Below are 19,697 nucleotides of genomic sequence, written 5' to 3'. Positions count from 1 at the left end.
ATTGGTCAACGTCCGGGAGGGCGCGTCGGGTTGCGCCCCTTCAAGGCGCGGATCCTCCGGGCCGCTGCGGAGACCCGTCCGCCTTACGAGATCTCTTCAAGGTATTCCGTCCTCTGTCCATCGGCCTCGGCCTCGGACCATCCCAGCTCGGCGGCCATGAGCGCGATCGCGTTCTCCAAAAGCCCTTTGTCCGCGCGGAAGGGTCCGAGAGCGATCGTCGTCCGTCGGCGCAAAACGTCCGCGAGCCCGACGGCCGACTCCTGCCGGACGGCATAAACGACCTCCGCCTTCAAATGGGGGAGCGAGGGATGGAGACGCTCGCCCAGGGCGCGGTTCTCCCGGAGAAGGTCCAGCAGATGAACATGGCAGGTGCCGTGGGCCAGTATAAGATGTTTGACCTGGGCCGCGTCCAGCGAATGGCGTCGGCCCAGCTCCGGCGTCTGCCCGATGATATAAGCGTCGAGCTCGCCCGTGTCGCCGCCCCAAATCGGACGGGACCGCGTCGTGCAGGGGCCGGCCGATAGGTCGGGAAGCCGCTTGCGGATCCGGTCCACCACCGCTTCGGCGATCCGGCGGTAGGTCGTGAATTTTCCGCCCGTGATCGAAATCAGCCCGGACGGACTTTCATCGATCTTCTCCTCGCGCGACACCTCGGAGGTTTTTGCCTCATCGGACCGGAACAGCGGTCGCACCCCCGCGAACGTGGCGATCACCTGTTTGGGCCCGAGGTCCCGTTTCGGGAAGAACCGCCGGGCCTCGTTGATCAGGTAATCAAAATCGTCGGGCGGGCAATGGACGTTCCCGGGATCGCCGTCGAAATCGACGTCCGTGGTGCCGACCAGGCTCATCCCGTTCCAGGGAATCACGAACAGGACGCGGTTATCCTTTGCGCTCCGGATCACCAGCGCATGGCCGTTCGTCAGGGCCGGGAGGATCAGATGCGAGCCCCGGGTCTTCCGGAGCCTGGGATGGGTTTCCGGCGCGTCCATCCGGCCGACCTCGTCCACCCAGGGCCCGGCCGCGTTCACCACGACCGATCCCGTGACGGTCTCCTCCCCGCCCCCGAGCCGATCCCGGACGCGCACGCCGGCGACGCGGCCGTTTCCGTCTTTCACCAGCCCGACGACGGCCGTGTAATTCCGGACGGCGGCCCCCAGATCCCCCGCCTCCAGGACATTGGCGAGGCAGAGACGGGCGTCGTCCATCTGGCCGTCGTAGAACAGGGCCGCGCCGGTCAATCCGTCCGGCAGAAGGTCCGGTTCGAGACGCAAGGTCTCCTCGCGGCCGAGCATCCGGTGTGGACGGATATTGCGGGACAGGGAAAGCAGGTCGTACAGCCACATCCCGACGTCCATGAAGAATTTACCCCAACGGGCCCCGCGATAGACCGGAAATAGAAAGGGAAGGGGGCGGACCAGATGCGGCGCGATCCGGAGAAGCGTCTGGCGTTCCTGGCTGGCTTCGAAGACGAGGGGCAGACGCCCCTGCTCGAGATACCGGACGCCGCCGTGGGCCAGCTTGGAGGACCGGCTACTGGTGCCGAAGGCGTAATCGGCCTGCTCAAACAGCGCGACGCGCAAGCCCCTCAGCGCGGCATCCCGCACGATCCCGGCGCCGTTGATCCCGCCGCCGATGACGATCACGTCGAAGGGGGTCGAAGTCCAATGTTTCAGAGGGGGTCGCTTCGGAAGCATCGGTGATTTACATTGTAGCACAGACCCGGGACGGGCCCAAAGGGGGGGAAGACCCGCCGCCGACGCTTTGTCCGATCGACCGGGTTCTGGTATATTGAAAGATGAACCCAAGCCACGCCGAACCCCGGAGATCCTCCACGATGAGATGCCCGGCCGCACCGACGGCACCGTCGATCAAGATCGTGACCGCCTTCGTACTGGCCCTGACCGCCGTGTTCCTCGTCCTCTCGAGTTACCGCCCTGAGCTTTGGGTCGCCGGCTTGATTCTCGCCGGTTTGTCCCTCGGCTGCTATCTTCGCGCCCCCGTGGCCTACGAATTGTCGAACTCCGAGCTGACCGTGGTGTATCGGCTGGGCCAAAGGCGTTTCAAGCCCGTCGTCAATTGCGCTCGGGTTCATCCGCCGTTTTCGATGGCCGTCCGCCTTTGGGGAAACGGGGGACTGTTCGCCGGGACCGGGATCTTCTGGAATCGGACCCATGGAATTTTCAGGGCCTACGTCACAAGGGCCAAGCCCTCCGAACTGGTCCTGGTTGAAACGGAGGATCAAAAGATCCTTATCAGCCCGGAGCATCCCGGACGCTTTGTGGAAGCGGCCGGAGATTCGAAGGGGGTGTCGGACCCTTTCCGGCGCTCGGGTCAGGGACAGAGGTCTAACCCGGTCGCCTCTGGACCAGGACCTCGCGCATCTGGTTTTTGAGGAAACAGGAGTTGACGGTTTCGAATCCGTCGAAGAGTTCCTGGATCTCCCGGTTCTCGTACATCCGGCGGGGCAGGGGTTGAATGGCCAGGGGTGCGTATTCCAGTTGATCGGTTCCGAGAATCCGATAGCGGACCGGCGGGGGGGAGGCGGCGCGGTTGCAGTTAAAGAAGCCGAGGAGGAGTCCCCTCGGCTTCAGGATTTTCGCGATGCCGGCGATGAGTTCCTGGGCCTGTTTTACGGCGAGATAATCGAAAATATCCCAGCAGAGGACGGCGTCGAACAAGGCCGGGTCGTACTCCAGGGGCTCCAACGGGGCCGGGGCGGGGATTTTTTTTTCTGTTCTCGAAGGCGGAGGCGGTGGCGGAGCCGGCTTCAAGGTGGTGATCCGATCGTCCACGTAAACCTTGTAACCCTTCTGGATCAACCACTCGATGTTTGAGCCGCTCAGGCGGCCCAGATCCAAGACATGAGGCTTGGGAATTCCGGATAACATTCGGAGTAAGCGTTGAAGATTGCTGCTTGGATAGATCTGGGCCGCGGCCGCCGGCACAAGGTGTTTAGCAGGGTCCTTGAGGGTCCCCGTTCTGGAAGGAGAAAGGTGCAGTTCCGGGATCATCGCGAACCGTCACGTTAGGGTTTCACCGCCAGGAGCTCGGGGCGTGAGACGGGCTTCTCGTCGCGGTGCGGTTTGTCCTTCGCCATCCCGGGTTTCCTCTCCATCTCCACGCTTCCCTTGAAGAAGGCCCCATCCGCGATCACGAGTCGTGGCGAGACGATGTTCCCGCGGAGTTTTCCGGTTTCCCGGATCTCGACCGTTTCCTCCGCGGTCACGTTTCCCTGGACTTCGCCGATGATCGTGACCTTCTTGGCGTTGATGTCGGCCTTGATGTTCCCGTTGGGTCCGATCGTCAGGCTGTGATCCTTCAGCTCGATGTTTCCCTCGACGGTGCCGTCGATCGTGAGGTCTTCATTGCCCGTAAGCTCTCCTTTGATCTGGATGGATTGACCGATGATTGCGACTTGTCCCATCTTCTCCCTCCTCGATTCGGGGTTGTTTTTTACCGGAGCGTGTCCTTCCATTGGATTCCGGGGTTGCAGTGCCGCCCTTTCCTCCGGTTCGTAATTCCAGTTCCACATGTCCTCCTCCTTTCTTCTCCCAACGCGGCCGCCCGGGGCAAGACGCCCCCGGTGAACCGATGGACTCCCTGAGAGATTGGTCTGCGGTAAAGGGTGATCCGGTTTGGGTGTGTTTAAATACCTTAATCAAAAAAGGGGACGATGTCAAGTTTTTGCGGGCAGGGACCGTCCGGAGGCCCATAAAGGGGACCCGGCCCCATGGACCGATCCGGGCGCGGTATCAGGTGCCGGCCGAAAATTGGTGCTCGGACGGAATCGGGCTGGGTAATTCCCCGGGTGTTCCGTAGGCGATGACGATTTCGATATGATCGTCCAGCTCGATGGATCTCGGGTCCCCCGCCGCCGGCTTCCCGTTCACAAAGGCCTTGATCGCGTTTTGCGGGTCTTCACAGTAGGAGCCGATGCATTTCGGAGTCAAGCGGACTCCCCAGATATCGAAAAATTGACCGAGGGTGTAGGACTGAACGGTCGGGGATTCGATATGGATCTCTCCCGATCCATCGTGGGTATGGATGGGCGCGATAAACCGTTCGGCCACGTTGACCCCGATCATCGGGGGGACCGATACGGATTTCCCGTGAATGAAGATGTCGATGTGCTGATGCAGGTGCGTGGCCGTCCCTTCTTCGAGCAGCGCGGGCAGGCCGATCATTTTCAAGCGGTCGCGGAGGTAATTGATTTCCGCTTTCCATGGGGCGTCGCCGACCTGAATGCCGGCGAGCGTCTCCGGATTCACGTTGAGATTCGCCTGGGTGGGAGCCTTCATCGCTCCCGGACGATTCAGGTAGAGATAGACCACGGCCGCTACGACCAATACGCCGATCACGATCGCGACGGTCCTGTTCGACGGAGGGTTCCCGGAGGATTTTCGTTTGGCTTTGTCTTTGGTTTTCCGGCTCATCGTGTTGTCGTCTCCCGGTTGACCGAAGGTCTGTCGGGGCCGAAGCCCCGGAGGATTCAGAATGCAGGAGGCATCATACCATAATCCTTATGGAGAGTACCATACCGATTCCCAAAATTATTGGGGATCCCGGAGTTGACCTCTTCACGGCCACGCCCTATAATAGGGGCGTCGTTTAATTCGAAGGGGGGAGAGGCGATGGGCGGTGCCAAGGAGACCCGGATCCGGGTGACCGAAGACGGTCCGTACAAGGTATCGGGGGCGGACCTTCTGGCGATGCGACCCGTGAAGAATCACGCCGGCCGCCCGGTCGGATGGCGGCGCGGCCGATCCATCGATCACGACGAGCCCTATGCGCTGTGCCGGTGCGGCCGTTCATCGAACAAACCCTTCTGCGACGGGGCCCACGCGGCGACATCGTTTGACGGAACGGAGACGGCCGAACGGGAGACGGCCGGAATGCGGCGAAGGAACTTCAACGGCCGAGGCCTCGTGATGACGGATGTGAAGAAGTTTTGCGTGCATGCCGGCTTCTGCGTCTCGGAAAAAACGGAAGCTTGGGACCTGGTCCGAAAGACAACGGACCCCGCCGCGCGGGACAAGCTGATCGGCATGATACGGAATTGCCCTTCCGGGCGTTTGGAATACGCCGAGCCTCCCGTCGATGCGCCTGTGGAAGAGCCCCTGCCCCGGGAAATCGGGATCGTCCAGAACGGACCGCTCTATGTCCGGGGCCGCATCGTTGTGGAGGGCGCGGACGGCCGGGCCTACGAAGTGCGCAATCGCATGACCCTCTGCCGTTGCGGGGCTTCGAAGAATAAACCGTTTTGCGACGGGTCGCACGCGGAAATCGGGTTTCGGGATTAGTAAGGATTGAATAAAAAAAAGCGCCCGCCGTCGGTCCGACAGCGGGCGCTGGCATATTTCACTTCGTTTTTTGCTTTTTTAGACTAGTGCCTTAATTTTTTTCCTTCCCCATAGCCCAAGCATTGCCAGGCCCGCGCCAAGAAGTAGCACACCGGAGGGTTCAGGGGTCGTCAAAATGGCGGGACTACCCGACACGGAAAAGCCCGAAATGCTCGACTCGATGCCGGTTAAAGGCCCAACCAGCGTCGCCGCTCCTGTGGACAGATTCAAGGCGTAGAGTTCGTTGTCATTACCAAACGAGGTGTCGGGGCACGCCATGAAGGTCGTTCCTGACGACGGGTCCTGTCCCAGCGCCGCGATGACGCCGCAATTCGTGCCGGTTGCGCCGACCAAAGTGGTCGCGCCCGTGAGGGGGTCCACGGTCAATAAGACATCGGGGCCGGAGTCTACCAGCGCGAGCCCGTAGAGTGTGCTGCCGATGAACTGGAGGCCCGAGACGTCACGCCCCAGAGGTCCAAAGGATCCGACCAGCGTGGCGGCGCCGTTGGTTTTGTTAACCGTGTACAAAGCGTCCCCGATGCCGTCGGCCACGTACATTTGGCCGGAGCCGGGATCGATCGTCATGTCGCCTTCCTGCAAATTGAACCCAAGGGTTCCCACAAGCGTTGCGGCGCCCGTGCTGGAATTCAAGGTCCACAGATTGCTGCTTGGCTCCTCGCTGATCGCGTAAATCGTGCTGTCCGTGTCGACCACGAGCCCGATCATGGGTCCTTGGCCGGTCGACCCGATCAGGGTGGCAGTCGCGGTGCTTGTGTCGATCGAATAGAGGTTCGAACTTACGTTGGATCCCCAGTCCGTGCCGAGAAGGGTTGCCCGGGCCGCTCCGGTTGAAGCGAAAACAAAGGCAGAGGCAATCATGAGTACAAGGCTCAATTTTTTCATAACCTTTTCTCCTTCGTTACTTTGTCTTATTCTTAACCATGTCTTGTTAATCGATAATTTTCTTAACCTAAGTCCAATATAGTAGCAATTTCTATACCCGAACAAAGCGGCTATATATATAAGGAGGCTTCTACTTATAGATCATCCATGCCAAGTTCTCCGGCAGTTTGTATGATTTTGTAAGTACTTTTTTGGAAACATTGTCGTGTTTTCCGTCATCCCTTGTGACCGTTTGGTTTTTTTGTTACTACGAGATCGCGAGCGATCATCCATGGGATGAGCCTGCCTCGGCGATGACACCATCTCTCCCGCGACAGGGTCATTACACCCCAAACCGTTGGCAGGCGCCGGAGGGAGGCAAAATAACCCATAGATCCTTGAACCACTCCATTCACATTGTAAGGATCTGGACCGCCGAGAGACCGTCGCCCCCGGATGGGTATAAATAGGACATATTAATGATGCAAAATTTCATTGGGATTTGAATTAATGGTCGATTACGGGCAGGGGTGCCGCTTGCCGTGTGATCCGGGCGTTTCCGGGCGATATCGAACGCCGCCGAGTTGTGTCCGGCAGAAGCAGTCGACGGTGTGATCGTTCACCATTCCCACGGCCTGCATGTGGGCGTAGACCACGGTCGGCCCGAGAAATTTGAAGCCGCGCCGCTTCAAATCCTTCGCCCAGGCCACGGCTTCCTCCGTGTAGGGCGGATAGTCATTCAGCGTCCGGAAGCGGTGAAGTACGGGTTTGTGGTCCACCCACGACCACATATATTTTGCGAAGCTGCCGTGCTCGCGCCGGACCTCCAAGAATCGTTGCGCGTTGTGGATCGTCGCCTCGATCTTAAGCCGGTTTCGAATGATGCCCACGTCCTTGAGCAATCGGGAGACGTCGCGCCGGCCGAACCGGGCGACTTTACGATAGTCGAATCCGGCAAAGGCCTTCCGGAAGTTCTCTCGCTTGTACAGCACCGTGCGCCACGACAGCCCGGCCTGAAAGACCTCCAGCACCAGAAACTCGTAAATCTTCCGGTCGTCATGCACCGGCACCCCCCATTCCTCATCATGATAGGCCAGATACAGCGGGTCGCCGGCCGTGGGCCAGGGGCAGCGGATGAGGGAAGAAGGTCTCGGCAAAGGGGATGGCCCTACATTATATGAATCATTAAATTAATCATTCCGTTTCGTCCGCCGGGCCGCCGGAGCGCGCGAGGTCGTCCATGGTGATCTTCGCCGGATCGAACTTGACGACGGTCTTGGTCATGCGTTCGATCACCTCGTCGAAGCCGAGCGGCTCGGCCTCCTTGGGGCGGAACCGGATCGGGTTGATCCGTGCGACGACGAAGCTTTTCAGATAAGGGCTGGCCAGGCCGCGGGACTTCAGGGCCTCGACCTGTTTGATCACGGCGTCGTCCAGTTCCATCAGGCGCCGGGCCCGGTCCCTTCGAACGTCCATCGCCGCGCGGATCGGTTTCTTCAAGAAGCCTTCCACCCGCCGGAGGATCGGGTTGTAGGCCCCGCCCGAAAATCGGGGCCGGTCTTCGTAACAGAATCCCAGCGTGATGAAGCCCGGTTCTTCGAACTCGAGGGCGTACGCCTCTTCAAGCCCGTCGTCCAAACGGGCCAGCTCCTTGTACATCCGGACGACCTCCAGGGCCTTCTCCCGAAGGTTGTGCGCTTTTTCGGTGTTGAGCGCGAGGATCTGGTAGGCCGCTTTTTCCTCCGGCACGATGATCGCGACGATGCTCTTCGCGCCGAGGGTCCGCATCGCCGAAAGACGGTGGTTGCCGTTGGGCGTCCAGTACTTCGCGGCGCCGTCGGCGGCGTTCCTGACCGCGATGATCGGGTCGAGAAAGCGGCCGATCTTTCCGATCACGTTCTCGAGTTTCCGGACGTGCATTTCCGAGATGTTCCGCTGAAAGGGCGTCGGCTCGACGGTTTCGATCGGCAGGGCGGCGAGCACCAGCCAGTTTCCCCCGTACGGCTCGCGGTAGGCGGCCAGGGGTTTTCCGCCGTCGGCTTCGATCTGGCGATTGAGCGCCGCGACCTTCTCCGGCGGGGCCGCGGCCAGCAGATCGGCCGCGATGAGGCCGGCCGAGACGCCGGCCGGTTTCTTCCGCCGTTTTCCGGCGCCGGATTTGCGCGTCGTCTTGGATTTCGCTTCGGACATCGGGAACCTCGATCCTGATCCGGTTCGCAGAGGGGGAGGACGATCGCCGGATCATACCAATTCTGGCTCGATAAATCAACGTGAGAATGGGCGCCGGGACGAAAAAACGCTTGCGGTTTGCCGGGGTTTCCCGTATCATTTTCTCCATGACGGTATGTCACGCCTGCCGTGAGCCGGTGGCGATCGAAAAAAAACTTTCCCGGACGGCGGTCTGCCCGAACTGCCGGAGCGATCTTCATGCCTGTAAGAACTGCCGATTTTTCGACCGCGCGGTTCACAACCAATGCCGCGAGACCCAGGCCGAATGGGTGGCCGACAAGGAAAAGGCCAACTTCTGCGACTATTTCGTCTTCGCCGATCGCACTCCCCTGACCCACGCGGATCGGCCGGGGGCCGCGATGGCCGGGAAGGGCCCGGAGGCGGCCCGGAAGAGACTGGATGAACTGTTCAAGAAAGCGCAATGACGTTTAAAGCCGATCTGCTCATATTCGACCTGGACGGGACCCTCGCCGATACCAAGGACGACATCGCGACCTCCGTCAACCTGACGCTCAAAGAATTGGGCCTGCCCGAGAAAGCGCCCGACGTGATCTACACCTACGTCGGCAGCGGCGTTCGAAAATTGATCCAGCAGGCGGTGGGCGAGGAGGAGGGCGAGCGGTTCCGGGAAGCGTTGCGGGTCTTCCGGGGTCACTACATGGCCCATCTCCTCGACACCACGAAACTCTATCCGGGGATGGACGGCGTCCTGGCCCATTACCGGTCGAAGAAAAAAGCGGTGGTCACGAATAAGCCCCAGGTCTACACCGATCCGATCGCGTCCGGGTTGAAGATCACCAACCGCTTCGATCTGATTCTCGGGGGCGACAACGGCCTTCCGCTCAAGCCCGATCCCACAATGGTCCTGACGGTTCTGGATAAGCTTTTGGCCGATCCGAAGCGGACGGTCATGATCGGCGACGGGCTTCACGACATCCATGCCTCGCGCGCGGCCGGGATCGCGGTCTGCGCCGTCGGGTATGGACTGGGCGATCCCGAAGAGCTCCGCCGGGCCCGTCCGGATTTTTTCTGCGAGACGGTGGAAGATCTGAAACGGCTGGCCTTTTAATTCGTGGGATGAACCGCGACGGTATGTATATCTCGTTGCATAAGCGGGTCCTGTCCTCGGTGAGCCCAGACGTGCTCGGCACCCCGCCCGGTGTGGGGACCCCGCCTGCGCTCGTCCGGGCGCCCCACCTCGGCCACCCGCTAGTGCGGACAATAACCTCTTCTCTCTCATTCGTTATCGCCCTGATCCTATTATTATCTGGATTCCCCGCGGCCGTACAATCGGCCGAGGATCTACCCGCCGCGGCGTCGACCCAGCCGGCCGACGTCGATCTGGCCGGACGCGTGGTGGAGCACCGATTTTCCAACGGGCTGGAGCTCGTGATGGTCGAGCGCCACGAGGCCCCGGTCGTCTCCTGCATGATCGCCTTCAAGGTCGGCGGGGTGAACGAGCGCCCCGGGATCTCGGGGGTCGCGCATCTGTACGAGCATATGGCGTTCAAGGGGACGCGAACCCTGGGCACGAAGGACTACCGGAAGGAGGCCATGGTTCTGAAGCGATTGGATCAGGCCTGGAACGCCCTCCGCGTGGAAGAGGATAAAGGGCCGCGGGCCGATCGGAATCGGGCGACGGAGGACGAGAAGCGGTTCCGGGATCTGGAGCAGGAAAGCGAGAAGTACGTCGTTCCGAACGAGATCGGCGAGATCTATGAGCGGAACGGCGCGGTGGGTCTTAACGCGACGACCGGAAAGGACATGACGCGCTACGTCGTGAGCCTGCCGTCCAACCGCCTGGAGCTTTGGGCCGCGATCGAGTCGGACCGGATGGTTCATACCGTGCTGCGGGAGTTTTACAAGGAAAAGAACGTCGTTCTCGAGGAACGACGGCTGCGCTATGACAATTCGCCTTCCGGCCGATTGTACGAAGCCTTCCTGGCGGCGGCCTTTACCGCACACCCCTACGGGATGCCGGTGATCGGCTGGACCTCGGACGTGAAGGCCCTGAGCCGCGCCCAGACCGAGGCCTTTTTCCGAACCTACTACGAGCCCGGAAACGCCGTGATCGCGATTGTGGGCGACATCGATCCCGCCGTGACGATCCGCCTCATTCAGAAATATTTCGGATCGATCCCCGCGCAGCCTCCTCCGCCGGGCGTGGTGACGGTCGAGCCGGAGCAGGACGGCGAACGGCGGGTGGAGGTCGAGTTCGAGGCCGAGCCGGCCGTTCTGATCGGGTACCACCGGCCGGCCCTGGATTCGCCCGACGACCCGGTGTTCGACGTGATCGATTCGCTGTTGTCCGACGGCCGTTCCTCCCGACTGTACAAGACGCTGGTCAAGGAAAAACAACTGGCCGTCGGCGTCTCGACGAGCGCCGACGTGCCCGGCGCGCGCTATCCCAATCTGTTCATGATCCAGGCCATCCCCCGCGCGCCCCACACCGCCCCCGAAGTGGAGGCGGCCATCTACGCCGAGTTGGACCGTCTGAAGAACGAGCCCGTGCAGCCCCGCGAACTCCAGAAGGTCCTGAACAATCTGGACGCCGATCTGATCCGTTCCCTGGACTCGAACAGCGGGCTGGCCTCCGAGCTCAGCTCGGCCCAGGCCCTCGCCGGAACCTGGCGGTATCTTCTCGAAAACCGGCGACAGATCAGCCAGGTGAAAGCGGAGGACGTGTCCCGCGTGGCGAAGCGGTATTTCGTCAAGGGCCATCGGGTGGTGGCGACGCTGGTGAAAAAGGGAAATGAATAACGGTTTCTATCACCGATCGTCTTTGCCATGTAGGGGCACCCCTATGTGGGTGCCCGGTTTTTTAAGGGCGGCCACGCAGGGCCGCCCCTACACGATCATGGTATTTCTCGGGCTCGTCGTGTTGGTTTCCTCGGTTTTCCCTTCCCTCGCCGCCGATCCCCGAACGATGGTCTTTCCGCCGGTCGAGTTCCATCCGCCCAAGGCCGAACGGGTCGCGCTGGATAACGGGATGGTGCTCTACATCCTGGAAGACCACGAGCTTCCACGGGTCCAGATCCAGGCGATGATCCGGACCGGCAGCGTTTATGACCCTGCGGAAAAAATCGGGCTGGCCGGTCTGACCGGGACGGTGATGCGGACGGGGGGCACCTCTTTGATGTCGGGCGATGCCCTGGATGACGAACTCGAATTCATGGCGGCCGAGCTGGGCAGCACGATCGGCTCGGACGCCGGTTTCGCATCGCTGGATGTCCTGGCGAAGGATCTCGATCGCGGCCTGGCCCTCTTCGCCGACATGTTGATGCATCCGGCCTTCCCGCAGGACAAGCTGGATCTGGCCAAGCAGCAGGCCCTGGAGGCCATCCGGCGGCGCAACGACAATCCGGCGGGAATTGCGAGCCGGGAGTTTCTGAAGCGGGTCTATGGCGCGGACCATCCGCTGGCCCGGGAAAGCACCGCCGAGACAATCGGACGGATTACACGGGACGACCTGATCGCCTTTCATGCGCACGATTATCATCCCAACGCGCTCATCCTGTCGCTGTCGGGGGATTTTGGAAAAAAGGAAATGATCGAGAAGGTCCGACGGGCCTTTGCCGGTTGGCCCCAGGGCCCGATCGACCGACCGGCTTTGCCCCCCGTCCGCGATGCGTTCAAGCCGTCCGTCAACCTGGTCGAGAAAGACATTTCCCAAACGCACCTGCGCATCGGACATCTGGGCATTCGGCAGGACGATCCGGACTATTTTGCGGTGGCCTTGCTGGACGATATCCTGGGCGGCGGCTTCCGCAGCCGGCTGTTCAGAAAAGTTCGCACCGAAGAGGGCCTGGCCTATTCGGTCGGCAGCTCGTTCACGCCCGGAAATTTGGAGCGGGGTCTGTTTGTGGCCTACGGTCAGACCAAGGCGGAATCCACGCTCCGGGCGATCGGGGCCATCGAGCGGGAGATCCAACGGATCCGGACGAAACCCGTTACGCCGGAAGAGCTACGCCTGGCCAAGGATTCCTTTCTGAACTCCTTCGTGTTTTCTTTCTCGAACCCCGCGATGATCGTCGGCCGCCAGGCCTCGCTGGAATATTACGGGCTGCCCGCTGACTTTTTGGAACGGTTTCGTGACGGCGTCATCCGTGTGACGCCCGAAGAAATCTTGAGCGTGGCCCAAAGACATCTCCGGCCGGACGCCTTGATCGTCCTTGCGGTTGGACGTCCGGACCGCTTTGATCAGCCGCTCTCAAGCCTCGGGGCGGTGAACGTCATCCCTCTGGAGCGGGTCGGGGATCCGGTCGGGGTCGGATTTCCGGATCGGCCTTGATCCTAAAGGAGACCATCATGCGGTCCAAGCTTGTCGCGGGGGTCGTGCTGGTACTGATCCTGCCCGTAGCCGCCGTGGTCGTCGCGATCGCGATGAACCGACCGATGCTGTTCGATCCCCCCGGTTTCATGGAGCGGCTTGCGATCTACTTGCGGTACAATGTGGCCGAGACGACCGCGGATCCGGTCCTGCCCGAACTTCGGATTCGGCATTACCGGCTGCCGGAGGAAACGGTAAAAGCGGCCGTCGAACGGACCCTCCGGTCTCTCCCACGCTGGACGATGGTCCGGGCGGAAGGGGGTGTGGGCGCTTATCAGGCCGAGGTAACCAGCATGATCTGGCGGTTCCGGGACGATCTGTCCGTCTTGGTGACCGGCTCGCCGACCGGGGAGGTCGAGGTCTATGTTCACTCCGCTTCGCGGGTCGGCCGCGGAGATCTGGGGGCCAACCGCGTCCATGTCCTCATGTTCTATGAGGCGCTGGAGCGGAATCTTCAGGTGGATTCTTAGCCATCAAATAATGCTTGACCTGAAAAAAAGGATGGATATAATAAAGACCGCTTCGTATCATGTACCCGAAACTCACGGCGGGGAACTCCTACGGCGAAACCCATTATAAAACTTATACTGAAAGGAGAGAAGCATGGCGGATATTTTAGTGGTGGCATCCAAGGTGAAGAAATACGTAAAGGAAAAATCCGGGTTTAATACGTCGGCAGAAATTCTGGAAGTGCTGAGCCAGCGGGTCGAGAAACTTTGCCTGGACGCGATCGAGAAAGCCAAGGCGGACGGGCGAAAGACAGTCAAGGGGCGGGATCTCGAGCCGTAACCGGTTGGCGGACATGGCGGTGACGGACCGCTGAGACCGGCTGCGAAGGGGTATTAGCCCTTAATGATCAAAATGGGCGCCGCAGTTCGGACAGACGGGATCGTCCGGATCGCAGGTTTCGCCGCAGGAGGAACAGAAATATTCCTCTTCGTCCGTTTCGTCTTCCAGATCGAATTCCCATCCGCATTCAGGACAGGTCCCATCCTCCGGAATGACCTCGGATTCGCAGGCCGGACAAACCAGGACGTCTTCTTCCGTTTCGGTCAGGGTAGTGTCGACGACAGGTAGAGGTTCTTCCTTCTGGTTTTCCCAATCCAAAAGGGCGCGGGCCTTTTCAACCTGGGAGAGGGGCACCCGGACCAGCTTCACCGGGGGATTTCCCATGGGGTTTTCGCCGTCCAATCGATAGGGCAACGGGGTCATCTCGTCGTCTTCAATCCGGTACGGGATGCCCTCTTTCTCGAGAAAGCGGGCGGTATCCTTCGCCTCGGTCGGGTTGCCCCGGAAAAGCTCGACGTAGGATTCGGTTAGTTTCAGGTGCGGGGATTTCTTGGCCAGGGTCAGTTTTGGGGATTCCTTGGTTTGCGACAAATTCGGGTGTTCATTCCGAAGATCGATCGCGGAGGAGGGCAAAAGTTCCTCTTGGCATTTCGGACAAACCAGGGTATTCGATCGATATTTTTTTCTGCAGTTCGGACAGATTAACATGAAGCGACCTTGAGCCTTGTTTATTCTAACGCCCGTCCGGCTAAAATGCAAACGGAAAGCGCACCGCCGGTTTTATCGGGGGGGAAAGCGGGCCGGCGGCGATTGACATTGTGCCGTTATTGTTTTAGGATAAAAAACCTCCGAGGAAGTCTCGCCCGGCGGATCGACGAGGGCGGAAGCTTCGATCGATTCAACTCCGAGATTTGGTTTAACGAACACAGCGATGGAGACCCGCGTGCTCAATCATCCCGTCCACCCGATCGTCGTCCATTTTCCGATCGCCCTGCTTTTTACAGCCGTCTATTTTGAAATTTTCGGATTTTGGGTCCGCCGGGAAGCGTATCGCCAATTTGGCTTGTGGCTGTTGATCTTGGGTTTGATCAGCGGGATCATCGCTTCCGCCGTCGGGTTCTGGGGGGAAGAGGCGGTGGTGGCCGCGGGCGTTCCTGAAAAAGCGGTGGACCGGCATGAATTCTTGGCCATCACCACCTTGGTGGTGTTCGCGCTGCTGCTGTTGTTCCGTTGGCGGGTTCGCGATCGATGGTCCCTCCGTAACAGGACGGTCTATATGACTCTGGCCGTGCTGGGGGTTCTCCTTTTGGGATCGACCGGTTACTTCGGCGGCGACCTAGTGTATCGGTACGGGGCCGGGGTCCAGAAGCCTGCGACCGTCGCGACGCCGCCGGAGAAGGCGCCGACGTCGACGGGGCATGACTCAGAGGATTGAGAGCGGTTTTCCACTTGACAATGCGAAGTGTATATAGCATAGTAAAACCGGTTGTTAGACTCCCGTTGGCCGAGGGGCCTCAAAGGAAAGCATCGGAAAAGAAATCAGCCGGAATCAGACCGGACTCAGAAGGAGAGGCAGATGGGCGCGAAGCTTTACGTCGGTAATCTTTCGTATCAAGCCACAGAAAAAGAAATTAATGATTTGTTTGCCGCCGCGGGAACGGTGGCTTCCGTTAAGATCATCACCGATGGTCAGACGGGGCGTCCGCGCGGGTTCGGCTTTGTTGAAATGGGCTCTTCCGAAGAGGCTCAAAAGGCCATCGAGATGTTCAACGGCAAGAATTTTATGGAGCGAAGCCTGATCGTCAGCGAGGCCCGCCCCCAGCAGAAGCGGGAACGAGGAGGAGGGGGAGGGGGAGGATATGGCGGCGGGGGATATGGCGGCGGGCGCGGAGGCCGCGGGAGATAATCCGTCCCCGGGTATGGCCTTCCGGTCGATTCGTTCCACGTCCGTCTCCTTGCTTTCGGTCGGTATTCCCGCCCCGCTGTCCCTCGTGCTTGGAATCCTTCCTGTCTTTTGCGCCGCCCGTTTGCGCGCGTTACTTGAAAAATCCCGCTTCCCGCTCTTCCGGTGACAACGATCGAATGGCCTATGCTTAAATTTACCGAGCTCCATCCGATCGGGATGCCGATCGGATGCATCGTGACCTTGCATGGGAGGGGCGTCCGGGGCGAGGACCTGGCCCCCCTGGCCGAAGCGATCGCGCTGGAGGGAATCCGGTGGATTTTTCCGGACGGTCCGATGGAACTTCCGGCCCCCTGGGGAGGCCGGGCGTGGTATGAGATTCCGCCCCATCCCCCGCAGGGACTTCTTCAAAGCCGAAAGCTCCTCTTCGAGTTGATCGAACGCCTTGAGCAGGAACGGATCCCGTCGAAGCGGATCGCACTGGCGGGTTTTTCTCAAGGTGCGGTTATGAGCCTCGATGTGGGTGTCCGATATCCGAGACGTCTCGCCGGAATCGTCGCCATGAGCGGTTATCTCGCCCGCCCCGAGAGGTTGGCGGCCGAGAAATCGCCGGCCGCGGCCGGGTTGCCGATCCTTCTGACCCATGGGAAGAATGACGACGTCCTGCCGGTGGAAGGGGCGCGGGAGGCCCAGGCGGCATTGCGAACCGAAGGCTTCTCGGTCCGGCTCCGGGAATACCTGATGGGCCATGAAGTGATCCCGGAGGTGCTTTCCGAGATCCGTGATTTTCTCAACCGGATTTTCGAGTCCGAACCCCGCGACAGGCGCTCCTGATGCTTCCCCAATTTTCCGAGGCGACGTACGGAGCCCGATCCATCCGAGCCAACAAGACCTCTATCCTGGCCGCGTGCCTGATGCTTGCCGGAATTGTTCCGGCGTTTCCGGCCGACGCCTCCGGCCCCGCACGGACCGGCGCGCCCTTGCGGCCGGGGATCTTTCTTTTGTCGGCCCCCCGTCTGAACGACCCGAATTTCTTCCATACCGTGGTTCTCCTGGTCACCTACGGCAAAGAGGGGGCATCGGGTTTGATCATCAATCGTCCCACCGACGTCCCGCTCGTGAAGGCCCTTCCGGATCTGGAAGGGACCGAAAATTTTTCGAAGCCCATTTATTTCGGGGGGCCGGTCAGCACGAATCTGATGCTGGTGCTTCTTCGGTCCAATTCGTCGTTGGAAGGGGCGCGGAACGTCCTCGGCGACATTTACTTTACGGCCAGTCGAAAAGTCCTGACCGATGCGCTTGTGAACCCGGACCCCGACAAAAAAGTCCGGGTCTATGCCGGTTACTCCGGCTGGGCCCCGATGCAATTGGACGCCGAGTTCGTGCGCGGTGACTGGGTGATCATGGATGCGGATCCGGGCGCGGTATTTGCCGAAGACCCGTCGAAAATCTGGCCGGCCTTCTTTGAGGGGAAGGAGAAAATACAAATCCGAGTTCCGGACCCGGTTCCCGACGGCGGGGCGTTCGGCCCCGTCTGGAGCCCGGTGGTTTTTCCGGGAGGTCGGTAATAATACCCCGAACGCCGCTTAAATAATCCGGCCGCTCACACCGATTCTCCGGGAATGGTGGAACAATGATCCACGGCGATCTTCCATTGCGATCCTTCTTTCAAGAAGACATAGTTGCAAATTTGTTCGATCTGCTGCGGCTCGACCGAACCGGCCGAAAGGCGGATCGATTCGTGGACGACCAGATAACCCATGTCGCCGCTGATCCGGCTGCCGCGCACCCGGGGTTGGTAGCTGCAGTGAAGGTTCTGAAGCGGGCGGATCGACTCCTTAATTTCCTTGATCGTTTCATCGAGCGTCGTGACGCGGCCGTCGTGGATGATCTGGGCGTCCGAGCGGTAATAATCATGCAGACGATCTACGTCGTCGCAGGAGGCTTGATAGGCACCCTCGAGAATCTTCACAAAAGCGGTGTCCTTTTCCGCGTTGGACTCGGCGGCCTGTAGAGGCCCTCCCCCCCCTATTATCCAACAGGCCATCAAGATCAGGACCCATTGTCCAAATTTTGAAAGCGGCACCGGCTTGTCCTTCCTGACGATCATTCGTTCGCGCATTTTACGATCCTTCGTTTAAATGGACTGTCATTATACGCCACCCGGGTCTTTCCTCAAATATCCGGAATCCCATTATATATTATCGGCCATCTTGACTCAATAACAGCATGACGGTAGGATAAAGGCGAACAATTCGGGAGCAACGAAAAAACCACGATGACCTTGATCCCCCAACTGATCCCCAGTTCCCGATGCCTGGCTTGCGATGTCTGCTGCCGTTTTCCTGAGAAGGACAGCCCTCTGGCACCATACTTCACGGCGGATGAGGTTCGCCGTGCGATCGGGCGGGGAGTTTCGCCGGAGCGATTCGCCCATCCGGAGGGAGGCCGGATCGAGTTGATTCCCCATCCGAACGGAGAAGGCTATATCTGCCCCGCCTTCGACCCAAACTCGAACGGTTGCCGCATCTATGACGACCGTCCGCTCGATTGCCAATTATTCCCCCTGGCCCTGATGTGGGATTCATCCCGGCGTACCGTCCTCCTGGGGTATGACCGGAAATGCCCGTTTGTCTCAGAAACGCTTTTGGGCGATTCGCTGTTCGAGTACGGCCGGTCGATGGCCGCGCGCCTGGAGACGGACGACACGATCCAGGCCCTTCGGGGAAATTCGGGATTGATCGGGGCTTATCAGGATGACGTGATGATTCTGATGCCGCTGACACGCCTTACGGAGGCGCTGACGGGCCGGCCAGCCGCAACGGCTGGGCGGCCTTCGCCCGAGGCGGTCGGATTAACCCCGTTGGCGGATGCCGACCGTCCGCTGTTTGAATCAGCCTTGAAATGGACCCGGACGGAGTTATCGAGTTATTCCTGGCCCGCGCTGATGGTCTGGAAGGATCATCTTCAATATTCCTGGACGGTCATCGACCGGCAGTTCTGCCTCTTCGCGCGGTACGTCGACGGTCTGTTCATGCCACTTCCCCCGTTGGGGGAGACGCTGATCCCGGAGGCGGTCCAAAAATGTTTTGCCCGGATGGACTCCATAAATACCCATCCGGCGGTATCCCGGATTGAAAATATCCCTCCTGAACAGGTCGCGGGGTTCGAAGCGATGGGGTTCGTCCTAAAACCGAAGGAACAGGAGTATCTGTACGAACGGGAGGCACTGGTCCGACTGGCGGGCGATCGCTACAAGACCAAACGCTGGGCCTGCAACCGCTTCGTGCGGGACCATCGTAACGGCCCCGTCCGGTTGGAGCCATACCGACCTTCCGATCTGGATGACTGCCTGGAGTTCTTCGACCGGTGGAAGAAACAACAGGGTAAATCAGGTCCTTCTTCCAGCCAGCGGGAAGAAGAGGGCATGATGCTGGAGGACGCCGCCTCGGTTCATCGAAGGGCGCTTGAGAATTTCACGGCCTTGGGACTGACCGGACGCGTGGTGCGGTTGGACGGAAAGATTGTCGGGTACACCTTCGGATTTCCCCTCCGGCCGGGGATCTTCTGCGTGCTGTTGGAGGTGGCCGATCGGGAGATCGCCGGCCTGGCGGCCTATCTTTTCCGGGAATTTTGCCTGGAGCTTTCGGATTATGCCGTTATCCATGCGATGGACGATTCCGGTCTCGAACGTCTCCGCGCGGCCAAGCTTTCCTACCATCCCTCGAAAATCCTGACCTCGTATATCGCCACACGGCCGGAGCGGTATCCTCCGATTCCTCGGTAGGCTGCGCGGATCCAGGATGGGGCTTTGCGGCATTGGGATAGACCGCTTATGAAATCCCATAGGGATCCCCCCCCACAAAAAAAAGACTTGACACCAATTTTCTATTGTGGTATTTTTTATCTGCTTTGTGAGCAAGTTTTTGTAGGGATTTACCGAACCGCAGAGGCTGTCACCAAGGCCCTGCGGTTTTTTTGTGACCCGCGAACGGCTCAGAGCGGGGATTCCTGATTGATGATTCAGTCCAGTGAAACCTCAAACACCAATCTCCCTCACACACATAGGAAAGGGGTGATATCACAATGGCAAAAGGCACTGTGAAGTGGTTTAATGCCAGCAAGGGTTATGGATTCCTGTCCCAGGAAGACGGTAAGGATGTCTTTGTACATTTTTCCGCGATTCAGGGTGACGGATACAAGTCGCTTGACGAAGGTGAAGCGG

23 protein-coding genes are annotated in these 19,697 nt (G+C 59.9%); 14 read left to right on the top strand and 9 right to left on the bottom strand.

Annotation, left to right across the window (positions count from 1 at the left end; genetic code table 11):
- Nucleotides 1-83: 83 nt before the first annotated feature.
- The gene (glpD, locus tag VMN77_12985) at nucleotides 84-1,694 is read right to left on the bottom strand and encodes a glycerol-3-phosphate dehydrogenase (protein HTN44699.1); all 1,611 of its coding nucleotides are present in this window, start codon (nucleotides 1,692-1,694) and stop codon (nucleotides 84-86) included.
- A 140-nt stretch (nucleotides 1,695-1,834) separates the two neighbouring features.
- Between glpD and VMN77_12980 the strand changes: the two genes are divergently transcribed.
- Complete coding sequence (locus VMN77_12980) at nucleotides 1,835-2,392, top strand: PH domain-containing protein (GenBank protein ID HTN44698.1); 558 nt, start codon at nucleotides 1,835-1,837, stop codon at nucleotides 2,390-2,392.
- Here the strand turns inward: VMN77_12980 and VMN77_12975 are convergent.
- From VMN77_12975 to VMN77_12965, 3 genes are all read right to left on the bottom strand, one after another.
- Nucleotides 2,346-3,011, bottom strand: a complete 666-nt coding sequence (locus tag VMN77_12975; GenBank protein ID HTN44697.1) for a class I SAM-dependent methyltransferase — start codon at nucleotides 3,009-3,011, stop codon at nucleotides 2,346-2,348. The two genes, VMN77_12980 and VMN77_12975, sit on opposite strands and share 47 nt — an antisense overlap.
- A gap of 14 nt (nucleotides 3,012-3,025) precedes the next feature.
- A complete protein-coding gene (locus tag VMN77_12970) occupies nucleotides 3,026-3,424 on the bottom strand; it encodes a polymer-forming cytoskeletal protein (GenBank protein HTN44696.1) in 399 nt (132 codons plus the stop codon).
- Between the two features lie 328 nt (nucleotides 3,425-3,752).
- Nucleotides 3,753-4,433: a hypothetical protein gene (locus VMN77_12965; GenBank protein HTN44695.1), complete on the bottom strand. Its 681-nt coding sequence runs from the start codon at nucleotides 4,431-4,433 to the stop codon at nucleotides 3,753-3,755.
- A 198-nt stretch (nucleotides 4,434-4,631) separates the two neighbouring features.
- Between VMN77_12965 and VMN77_12960 the strand changes: the two genes are divergently transcribed.
- A complete protein-coding gene (locus VMN77_12960) occupies nucleotides 4,632-5,300 on the top strand; it encodes a CDGSH iron-sulfur domain-containing protein (protein ID HTN44694.1) in 669 nt (222 codons plus the stop codon).
- Between the two features lie 78 nt (nucleotides 5,301-5,378).
- On the opposite strand, the gene VMN77_12955 is transcribed toward VMN77_12960, so the two are convergent.
- From VMN77_12955 to VMN77_12945, 3 genes are all read right to left on the bottom strand, one after another.
- The gene (locus VMN77_12955) at nucleotides 5,379-6,242 is read right to left on the bottom strand and encodes a PEP-CTERM sorting domain-containing protein (protein HTN44693.1); all 864 of its coding nucleotides are present in this window, start codon (nucleotides 6,240-6,242) and stop codon (nucleotides 5,379-5,381) included.
- Between the two features lie 497 nt (nucleotides 6,243-6,739).
- Entirely contained in the window at nucleotides 6,740-7,378 is a 639-nt protein-coding gene (locus VMN77_12950) for a DNA-3-methyladenine glycosylase I (GenBank protein ID HTN44692.1), read from the bottom strand.
- 37 nt (nucleotides 7,379-7,415) lie between these two features.
- Nucleotides 7,416-8,411 (bottom strand): ParB N-terminal domain-containing protein, encoded by a 996-nt coding sequence (locus VMN77_12945; GenBank protein ID HTN44691.1) that lies wholly within the window; start codon nucleotides 8,409-8,411, stop codon nucleotides 7,416-7,418.
- 86 nt (nucleotides 8,412-8,497) lie between these two features.
- On the opposite strand from VMN77_12945, the gene VMN77_12940 reads away from it, so the two are divergent.
- From VMN77_12940 to VMN77_12915, 6 genes are all read left to right on the top strand, one after another.
- Nucleotides 8,498-8,875: a hypothetical protein gene (locus VMN77_12940; protein HTN44690.1), complete on the top strand. Its 378-nt coding sequence runs from the start codon at nucleotides 8,498-8,500 to the stop codon at nucleotides 8,873-8,875.
- Complete coding sequence (locus VMN77_12935) at nucleotides 8,872-9,519, top strand: HAD-IA family hydrolase (protein ID HTN44689.1); 648 nt, start codon at nucleotides 8,872-8,874, stop codon at nucleotides 9,517-9,519. The genes VMN77_12940 and VMN77_12935 overlap by 4 nt, the downstream gene beginning before the upstream one ends.
- Nucleotides 9,520-9,542: 23 nt before the next feature.
- Nucleotides 9,543-11,210, top strand: coding sequence for a pitrilysin family protein (locus tag VMN77_12930; GenBank protein HTN44688.1), 1,668 nt, complete (start codon nucleotides 9,543-9,545; stop codon nucleotides 11,208-11,210).
- A gap of 43 nt (nucleotides 11,211-11,253) precedes the next feature.
- The gene (locus tag VMN77_12925) at nucleotides 11,254-12,741 is read left to right on the top strand and encodes a pitrilysin family protein (protein ID HTN44687.1); all 1,488 of its coding nucleotides are present in this window, start codon (nucleotides 11,254-11,256) and stop codon (nucleotides 12,739-12,741) included.
- 17 nt (nucleotides 12,742-12,758) lie between these two features.
- Complete coding sequence (locus tag VMN77_12920) at nucleotides 12,759-13,250, top strand: DUF1499 domain-containing protein (GenBank protein HTN44686.1); 492 nt, start codon at nucleotides 12,759-12,761, stop codon at nucleotides 13,248-13,250.
- Between the two features lie 133 nt (nucleotides 13,251-13,383).
- Complete coding sequence (locus tag VMN77_12915; GenBank protein HTN44685.1) at nucleotides 13,384-13,569, top strand: hypothetical protein; 186 nt, start codon at nucleotides 13,384-13,386, stop codon at nucleotides 13,567-13,569.
- A 60-nt stretch (nucleotides 13,570-13,629) separates the two neighbouring features.
- Here the strand turns inward: VMN77_12915 and VMN77_12910 are convergent, their stop codons facing one another.
- On the bottom strand, nucleotides 13,630-14,202 hold the full coding sequence (locus VMN77_12910; protein HTN44684.1) for a zinc ribbon domain-containing protein: 573 nt from the start codon (nucleotides 14,200-14,202) through the stop codon (nucleotides 13,630-13,632).
- A gap of 310 nt (nucleotides 14,203-14,512) precedes the next feature.
- Here VMN77_12910 and VMN77_12905 point away from each other — a divergent pair, with 310 nt between their 5' ends.
- The 4 genes from VMN77_12905 (at nucleotide 14,513) to VMN77_12890 (ending at nucleotide 17,040) form a co-directional block, all read left to right on the top strand.
- Nucleotides 14,513-15,004, top strand: a complete 492-nt coding sequence (locus tag VMN77_12905; GenBank protein ID HTN44683.1) for a DUF2231 domain-containing protein — start codon at nucleotides 14,513-14,515, stop codon at nucleotides 15,002-15,004.
- A 141-nt stretch (nucleotides 15,005-15,145) separates the two neighbouring features.
- The gene (locus VMN77_12900; GenBank protein ID HTN44682.1) at nucleotides 15,146-15,475 is read left to right on the top strand and encodes an RNA-binding protein; all 330 of its coding nucleotides are present in this window, start codon (nucleotides 15,146-15,148) and stop codon (nucleotides 15,473-15,475) included.
- Nucleotides 15,476-15,658: 183 nt separating this feature from the next.
- The gene (locus tag VMN77_12895; protein ID HTN44681.1) at nucleotides 15,659-16,306 is read left to right on the top strand and encodes an alpha/beta hydrolase; all 648 of its coding nucleotides are present in this window, start codon (nucleotides 15,659-15,661) and stop codon (nucleotides 16,304-16,306) included.
- A complete protein-coding gene (locus tag VMN77_12890) occupies nucleotides 16,306-17,040 on the top strand; it encodes a YqgE/AlgH family protein (protein HTN44680.1) in 735 nt (244 codons plus the stop codon). The genes VMN77_12895 and VMN77_12890 overlap by 1 nt, the downstream gene beginning before the upstream one ends.
- Nucleotides 17,041-17,075: 35 nt before the next feature.
- Here VMN77_12890 and VMN77_12885 read toward each other — a convergent pair whose 3' ends face one another.
- Nucleotides 17,076-17,594: a nuclear transport factor 2 family protein gene (locus VMN77_12885; protein ID HTN44679.1), complete on the bottom strand. Its 519-nt coding sequence runs from the start codon at nucleotides 17,592-17,594 to the stop codon at nucleotides 17,076-17,078.
- Between the two features lie 156 nt (nucleotides 17,595-17,750).
- Here VMN77_12885 and VMN77_12880 point away from each other — a divergent pair, with 156 nt between their 5' ends.
- Both VMN77_12880 and VMN77_12875 read left to right on the top strand, forming a co-directional pair.
- On the top strand, nucleotides 17,751-19,259 hold the full coding sequence (locus VMN77_12880) for a phosphatidylglycerol lysyltransferase domain-containing protein (GenBank protein ID HTN44678.1): 1,509 nt from the start codon (nucleotides 17,751-17,753) through the stop codon (nucleotides 19,257-19,259).
- A 299-nt stretch (nucleotides 19,260-19,558) separates the two neighbouring features.
- The coding region (locus tag VMN77_12875; protein ID HTN44677.1) for a cold-shock protein at nucleotides 19,559-19,697 on the top strand (139 nt) is incomplete at its 3' end.

This window comes from Nitrospiria bacterium, assembly GCA_035498035.1.
Taxonomy (GTDB): Bacteria; Nitrospirota; Nitrospiria; order JACQBZ01; family JACQBZ01; genus JACQBZ01.
The sequence above is the reverse complement of the archived record's forward strand: the minus strand, read 5'-3'. Positions and strand labels throughout refer to the sequence as shown.